Genomic DNA, 6,373 nt, shown 5'->3' with positions numbered 1-6,373 from the left:
GGTGGTCGGCGACGGCGTTGCGCGGCGGCCCCGGAGCCGATCAGTCCGACCGCGACCTCGACGCGGTGGTGGCACTGTTCGACGTCGCGGCCAGCTTCACCGACAACCTGCCCGCGGCGACCCTCGGCGCCTTCGTCGAGCACGTCGGCAAGCTGCAGATCCCCGGGGAGGCACCGCGGCGCAGCGCGATCTCCGACGCGGTCACGATCGTCTCCGCGCACGCCTCGGCCGGACGGGAATGGGAGGTCGTGGCCGTCGCCGGTGTGCTCGACGGACTGTGGCCGAGTCTGCGCAGCCGCGGGAGCATCCTCGCCACACCACAACTGGTCGACCTGCTCGACGGTGTCGCGGCCGAGGGCATCGACACGGTGTCCCGTTCGGCGGTCGCGCTGGCCGAGGAGCGCCGACTGTTCCTGGTCGCCTGCTCCCGCGCCCGTCGGCAGCTGCTCGTCTCCGCCGTCGACGACGGCAGTGGGGACTCCGCGCCGTCGCGGTTCGTGGTCGAACTGGCCGCGGCACTCGGCACCGACCCCGACGCCTCCGATGTGGCGGTCTCCGCCGACGAACTGCTGCCGGTGGCCCCTGCGGTGCAACGGATCCTGTCGCTGCCGTCACTGGTGGCGACACTGCGTGCGCAGGTGTGCAGCCCTGACCCGCATCCGCAGGCCGCCGAACTCCTGGCCCGCCTCGCCGACGCCGGTGTGCCTGGCGCGCACCCGCATGACTGGTACGGCCTGCCCGAGACCAGCAGCGAGGTGTCGCTGTGGGCCCCCGAGCGCGGACCGGTGACGTTGTCCCCGTCCAACATCGAGGCGCTGCAACGGTGTTCGCTGCGCTGGATGCTCGAACGCAACGGTGGCCGCGACGGGGACAAGGTGCCCGCGGTCGCGGGCACGCTGGTGCACACCCTGGTCCAGGCCGTGGCCGGCGAGATCGACCCGGCCGACGTGACCGGCGCCCTGCGTCGGGTGTGGGATCAGGTCGACGTCGGCGCCGACTGGTTCTCCGCGCACGAACTCGACCGCACCGAGGCCATGCTCACCCACTTCGCGGAGTGGCTGACCTGGTCGCGGGCCGATCTCGACGCGATCGGTGTGGAGGTCGACGTCGACGCGGTACTGCCACCCGAGACGGTCGACCCCGACGCCGACCCGGCCGACGACCCGATCGCCGGCGTGCCCATCCGCCTGCGCGGGCGTATCGACCGGCTCGAACGCGACCACGCGGGCCGCCCGGTGGTCGTCGACGTCAAGACCACCAAGACCACGGCCACCGCCGCCGATGCGGAGGTGCACCCACAGCTGGCCACCTATCAACTCGCGCTGCACCTCGGGGGTGTGCCGGAGGTCGGGTCGGCCGAACCCGGTGGCGGTCAGCTGGTCTACGTCAACACCGCGTCGAAGAAGACCGGGGCCGCGGTGCGCACGCAGTCGCCGCTGACCCCCGATCAGGTGCAGGAGTGGATCGAGGTGGTCCGTTCGGCCGCACGGGCGAGCATCGGTCCGCGGTTCGTGGCCACCATCAACCCCGGTTGCGGTCACTGCGGTCTCGCGGCGTCCTGCCCGGCGACCCTGCGCGGCAAGGCGGTGACCGATGACTGACCAGTTCACGACGGATCGTCTCGCCGACGTGCGGTCGATCTCGGCGCGGTCGCTCTCGGCGGCCCTCGGGCTGCCACCGCCGACCGACGAGCAGGTCGCGGTGATCGAGGCGCCGATGGAGCCGGTGCTGGTCGTCGCCGGTGCGGGGGCGGGCAAGACGGAGACGATGGCCGCGCGGGTCGTCTGGCTGGTCGCCAACGGGATGGTGTCGCCGGACGAGATCATCGGACTCACCTTCACGCGCAAGGCCGCCTCCGAACTCGCCGCGCGCATCCGACGACGACTCGCGATGCTCGCCGGGTCGTCGGCGATGATGCTGTGGGATCCCGATGGCTCCATGCGGACCCTGCTGCGCAGCGCCGATCCCGAGGTGAGCACCTATCACGCCTACGCCGGACGGCTCATCGCCGACTACGGTCTGCTGCTCCCGGTGGAGCCCGCGTCGACGTTGCTGTCGGAGACGGAGTTGTGGCAGTTGGCCTTCGGCGTCGTCACCGGGTGGACCGACGACCTGCAGACCACCAAGACGCCGGCGGGTGTGACCGAGGCAGTCCTCAAGCTCTACTCCGACGCGGCCGAGCACCTCGTCGACCTCACCGACATCGCCGAGGCCGGACTCGACCTACACCGGCTCGTCGACACCCTGCCGCCGGGCAAGCGGCAACGCGCCGATCCGTCGCAGGCCATGCGGTCGGTGCAGGACGTCATCATCGAACGACACCGTCTGGTGCCCCTGGTCGCCCGGCTGGCGCAGATCATGCGTGAGCAGAACGTGCTCGATTTCGGCAGCCAGATGTCGCTGGCCGCGCGGTTGGTGCGCGATCACCCCGAGGTGGCCGCCGCCGAACGGCAGAGCATCCGGGCGGTGCTGCTCGACGAGTACCAGGACACCGGGTTCTCCCAACGGATCCTGCTGTCGACGCTGTTCGGCGCCGGCCTCGACCCGACGACGAAGAACACCTCCATCGCGGTGACCGCGGTCGGCGACCCGATCCAGTCGATCTACGGATGGCGCGGTGCCTCGGCGGCGAACCTGCCCCGCTTCGCCCACGATTTCCCGTCGACCGACGGCACACCCGCCCGCCGGATGGAACTGCTGACGAGTTGGCGCAACCCGAGCACGGCGCTGGTCCTGGCCAACCAGATCTCCGAACAGCTGCGCGCCTCGGGTATCCCGGTGTCCATCCTGCGCGCTCGCGACGGCGCACCGGACGGCGACGTGGAGGTCGCCCTGTTCGAGACCGTGCTCGACGAACGGAGCTGGGTGGCCGACCGTGTCTCGGCCGAGTACGCCGCCGCCGAGAGGGCCGGTGTCCCCGCCCCGACGACCGCGGTTCTCGTCCGACGCAACGAGGACTCGGCGCCGCTCGCCGCCGAGCTGGAGAGCCGCGGCATCCCGGTCGAGGTGGTCGGCATCGGTGGCCTGCTGCATGTCCCGGAGATCCAGGATGTCGTGGCGATGCTGCGCCTGATGGCCGACCCGATGGCAGGCAGCGCCGCCATGCGGTTGCTGACCGGCGCGCGGTGGCGGCTCGGTGCCGCCGACCTCGCGGCCCTGTGGCGCCGGGCCCGTGAGCTCGCGGCCGTCGAGTTCGCCGCGGTCACCGGGTCGGTCACCTCGGCGGAGGCCCTCGACGACGCGCTCGACGCGGCGCTGCCCACCGACGCCGTCGACCAGGCCGGTCTCGGTGACGCCATCGCCGACCCCGGCGACAAGGCGCACTACAGCCCGGAGGGGTTCCGGCGGGTGAGCGAGTTCGGTGCCATGCTCGATGGCCTGCGCCGTCGGATGGGGCAGCCCCTGCCCGAGCTCGTCGCCGATGTCGAGGCCACGCTCGGTGTCGGCATCGAGACCCAGATCCGAGCACGGCGGATGCGCGGGAACATCACCGGCCGTGAGCATCTCGACGCCTTCGCCGAGCACGTGTCCGGCTACGCCGAGCGGTCGGCGGCGACGCTGCCCGGTCTGCTGGCGTTCCTGGAGTCGGCGACCCTGATCGAGAAGGGCCTCGAGCCGGGCGCGGTCGAGATCGCCGAGGAGCGCGTGCAGATCCTCACCGTGCACGCCGCGAAGGGACTCGAGTGGGACGTCATCGTGCTCCCGCACCTGTGCACGAACATCTTCCCGGGTGGCCGCTCGGACGGGACCTGGCTGGGCAGCGCGCGCGAGTTGCCCGCCCATCTCCGTGGTGACCTCGCCGATGCCACCGGCGTGGGTTTCCCCCGGTTCGACACCGAGGGTGTGACCGACCGCAAGGAACTCGAGACCGTCATCGACGAGCACAAACAGGCACTGCGCGACCGGCGACTGGAAGAGGACCGCCGACTGCTCTACGTCGCACTCACGAGAACCAAACGACGACTGCTGATCTCGGGCCACCACTGGACGCAGAGCAGCCCGAACCCGAAGGGGCCGTCGATCTTCCTGCAGGAGATCCACGACATCGTCTCCGAGCTGGTCGATGCCGGCGAACCCATGGCCGGTCTACGGATCGATCGATGGGACCCGACGCCGGAGGAGTCGGCGGAGAACCCGTTGGCCGCCCATGCGGTGGCAGCTGCGTGGCCGCGTGATCCCCTGGGAGAGCGTCGATCGCAGGTCCGCGCGGGTGCCGACCGGGTGCTCGAGGCGCTGCGCCGTCGCGGTCAACCGGCCCTGTTCGACACCGACGTCCTGGGCGGCGGCGCCGAGGTCGCAGGCGAGCCGATGGATCCGGAGGTCGAGGAGTGGCGCCGCGAGGTCGACGCATTGTTGGCCGAGCGGGCGGGGGCCAACTCGATCGACCTCGAGGTAGCACTGCCGCAGCACCTCTCGGTCAGCGACCTCGTCGAGCTGGACCGTGACGAGGCGGCGTTCGCGCGCCGCCTCCGGCGACCCATGCCGTTCAAACCCAACCGTCTCGCGCGCCGGGGCACCGCGTTCCACGCCTGGGTGGAACGACGCTACGGCGCGACCCGCCTGCTCGACATGGACGAGTTGCCCGGCGCCGCCGACGCGACCGCCGGATCCGACACCGACCTCGCCGAACTCCGCGACGCATTCCTGCGGTCGTCATGGGCCGCGCGCAGCCCGGTGGAGGTCGAGGTGCCCTTCGAGACCGTCATCGGCGACACCGTCGTGCGAGGCCGCATCGACGCGGTGTTCGCCGAGCCGGGCGGCGGAGCGGTGGTCGTGGACTGGAAAACCGGTGCGCAGCCCGACGCGGCGCAGCAGCATTCGGTGCAGATCCAGTTGGCCGCCTACCGCATCGCCTGGGCCGAGCTGACCGGCATCCCGGTCGAGTCGGTCCGGGCAGCGTTCCACTACGTCCGTTCCGGCGTCACCGTCGAGCCGGAGAACCTGCCCAGTCGCCAGGAACTCGCACGACTGCTCGGTGCCGCGGCATCCGATCAGACCTGATCTGCCGCGGTCGATCACTCGTCGACGACGAACACCCCTGCGGCGATGGCCGCCGAACACGCCCCGACCGCACGGGTGACGTCGAGGTCGGCGAGCGGTTCGGTCGTGGTGAGGAACCGGTAGTACAGCGGAGCCGACAGGTGGCTGATCGTGGCGACCGGGTCGGTCCCGATGGGTGCCTCCCCGCGCGCCACGGCGTCGGTGACGGCGTGCGCCCATTCGGCGACGCGGGTCCGGTAGAACTCCGCTAGCGCCGCGGCGGTGTGCTCGTCGTAGGTCGCGGCGGAGAACAGCGCCTTGAAGAGTCGGCCCTGACGTGGGTCGTTGAGTGTCGTCTGCACCAGCGTCGCATTGGCGGTGAGATCCCCGTGCAGGGTGCCGGTGTCGGTGCGGGCCACCGATTCGGCCGCCATCGTGGTCAGCAGGTCGGCGACGAGCGCCGAGGGTGACCCCCACCGTCGATAGACGGTGGTCTTGCCCACCCCGGCTCCGCGCGCGACCGTCGCGAGATCGACTCCGTGGAACCCGTGACGTGCGAGGAGATCTCCGGTCGCGCGCAGCACCGCGGCGCGCACCTCGGCGGTACGGCCACCGGGTCGGGTCATCTGAGGGCCGGTCATGTGTCCAGCTTAACGGAATCGGGGTCCCGTTATGAGGCGCCGCGTGCTACCGTCTTTAACGGGAACACAGTGTCATTAAGGAGAATGATGGAGTATCGCAGAGTGGGCGCATCGGGTCTGACGGTGTCCGAGGTCGGTTTCGGCACAGCGACTTTCGGTGGTGTCGGCGAATTCTTCGGCGCATGGGGTTCGACCGGCGTCGACGAGGCGCGGCGGCTGATCGACATCTGCCTCGAGGCGGGCGTGACGCTGTTCGACACGGCCGACGTCTACTCCGACGGGATGTCGGAGCAGGTGCTCGGCGCCGCGCTGAAGGGTCGCCGTGACGACGTCGTGGTGTCGACGAAGGCCTCACTGCCCATCGGCGACGGCCCCGGGGACGCGGGGTCGTCACGAGGACGCCTGATCACCGCCGTCGAGACGGCGCTGAGACGGTTGCAGACCGACCGGATCGACCTGTTCCAGCTCCACGCCTATGACGCACACACCCCGATCGAGGAGGTCGTCGCGACGCTCGACGACCTGGTCAGCGCGGGAAAGATCAGGTACACCGGTGTCTCGAACTTCTCCGGCTGGCAGCTGATGAAATCGCTGGCCGTCGCCGACCGCGATCACCGCAATCGGCATGTCGCGCACCAGGTCTACTACTCCCTGGTCGGGAGGGACTACGAATGGGAGTTGATGCCGCTCGGTGCCGCGGAGGGGGTCGGGGCCATCGTGTGGAGCCCGCTGGGCTGGGGGCGGCTGACCGG

Annotated in this window: 4 protein-coding genes; 3 read left to right on the top strand and 1 reads right to left on the bottom strand. The window is 70.7% G+C overall.

What is annotated here, in order from left to right; genetic code table 11:
• Both JHC79_RS21605 and JHC79_RS21600 read left to right on the top strand, forming a co-directional pair.
• A partial coding sequence (locus JHC79_RS21605; RefSeq protein WP_296394764.1) for a UrvD/REP family ATP-dependent DNA helicase occupies positions 1-1,601 on the top strand: 1,601 nt, incomplete at its 5' end.
• Positions 1,594-5,001: an ATP-dependent helicase gene (locus JHC79_RS21600; protein WP_296394762.1), complete on the top strand. Its 3,408-nt coding sequence runs from the start codon at positions 1,594-1,596 to the stop codon at positions 4,999-5,001. The genes JHC79_RS21605 and JHC79_RS21600, both read left to right, overlap by 8 nt.
• A 14-nt stretch (positions 5,002-5,015) precedes the next feature.
• On the opposite strand, the gene JHC79_RS21595 is transcribed toward JHC79_RS21600, so the two are convergent.
• Positions 5,016-5,621, bottom strand: coding sequence for a TetR/AcrR family transcriptional regulator (locus JHC79_RS21595; protein ID WP_296394760.1), 606 nt, complete (start codon positions 5,619-5,621; stop codon positions 5,016-5,018).
• A gap of 87 nt (positions 5,622-5,708) precedes the next feature.
• Between JHC79_RS21595 and JHC79_RS21590 the strand changes: the two genes are divergently transcribed.
• Positions 5,709-6,373 (top strand): aldo/keto reductase (locus tag JHC79_RS21590; protein ID WP_296394758.1); only part of this gene is annotated, 665 nt, incomplete at its 3' end.

Source organism: Williamsia sp. (genome assembly GCF_016462415.1).
In the GTDB taxonomy this organism is placed as follows: domain Bacteria; phylum Actinomycetota; class Actinomycetes; order Mycobacteriales; family Mycobacteriaceae; genus Williamsia_A.
Note: the sequence above shows the minus strand (reverse complement) of the source record. Positions and strands in the feature narration are given on the sequence as shown.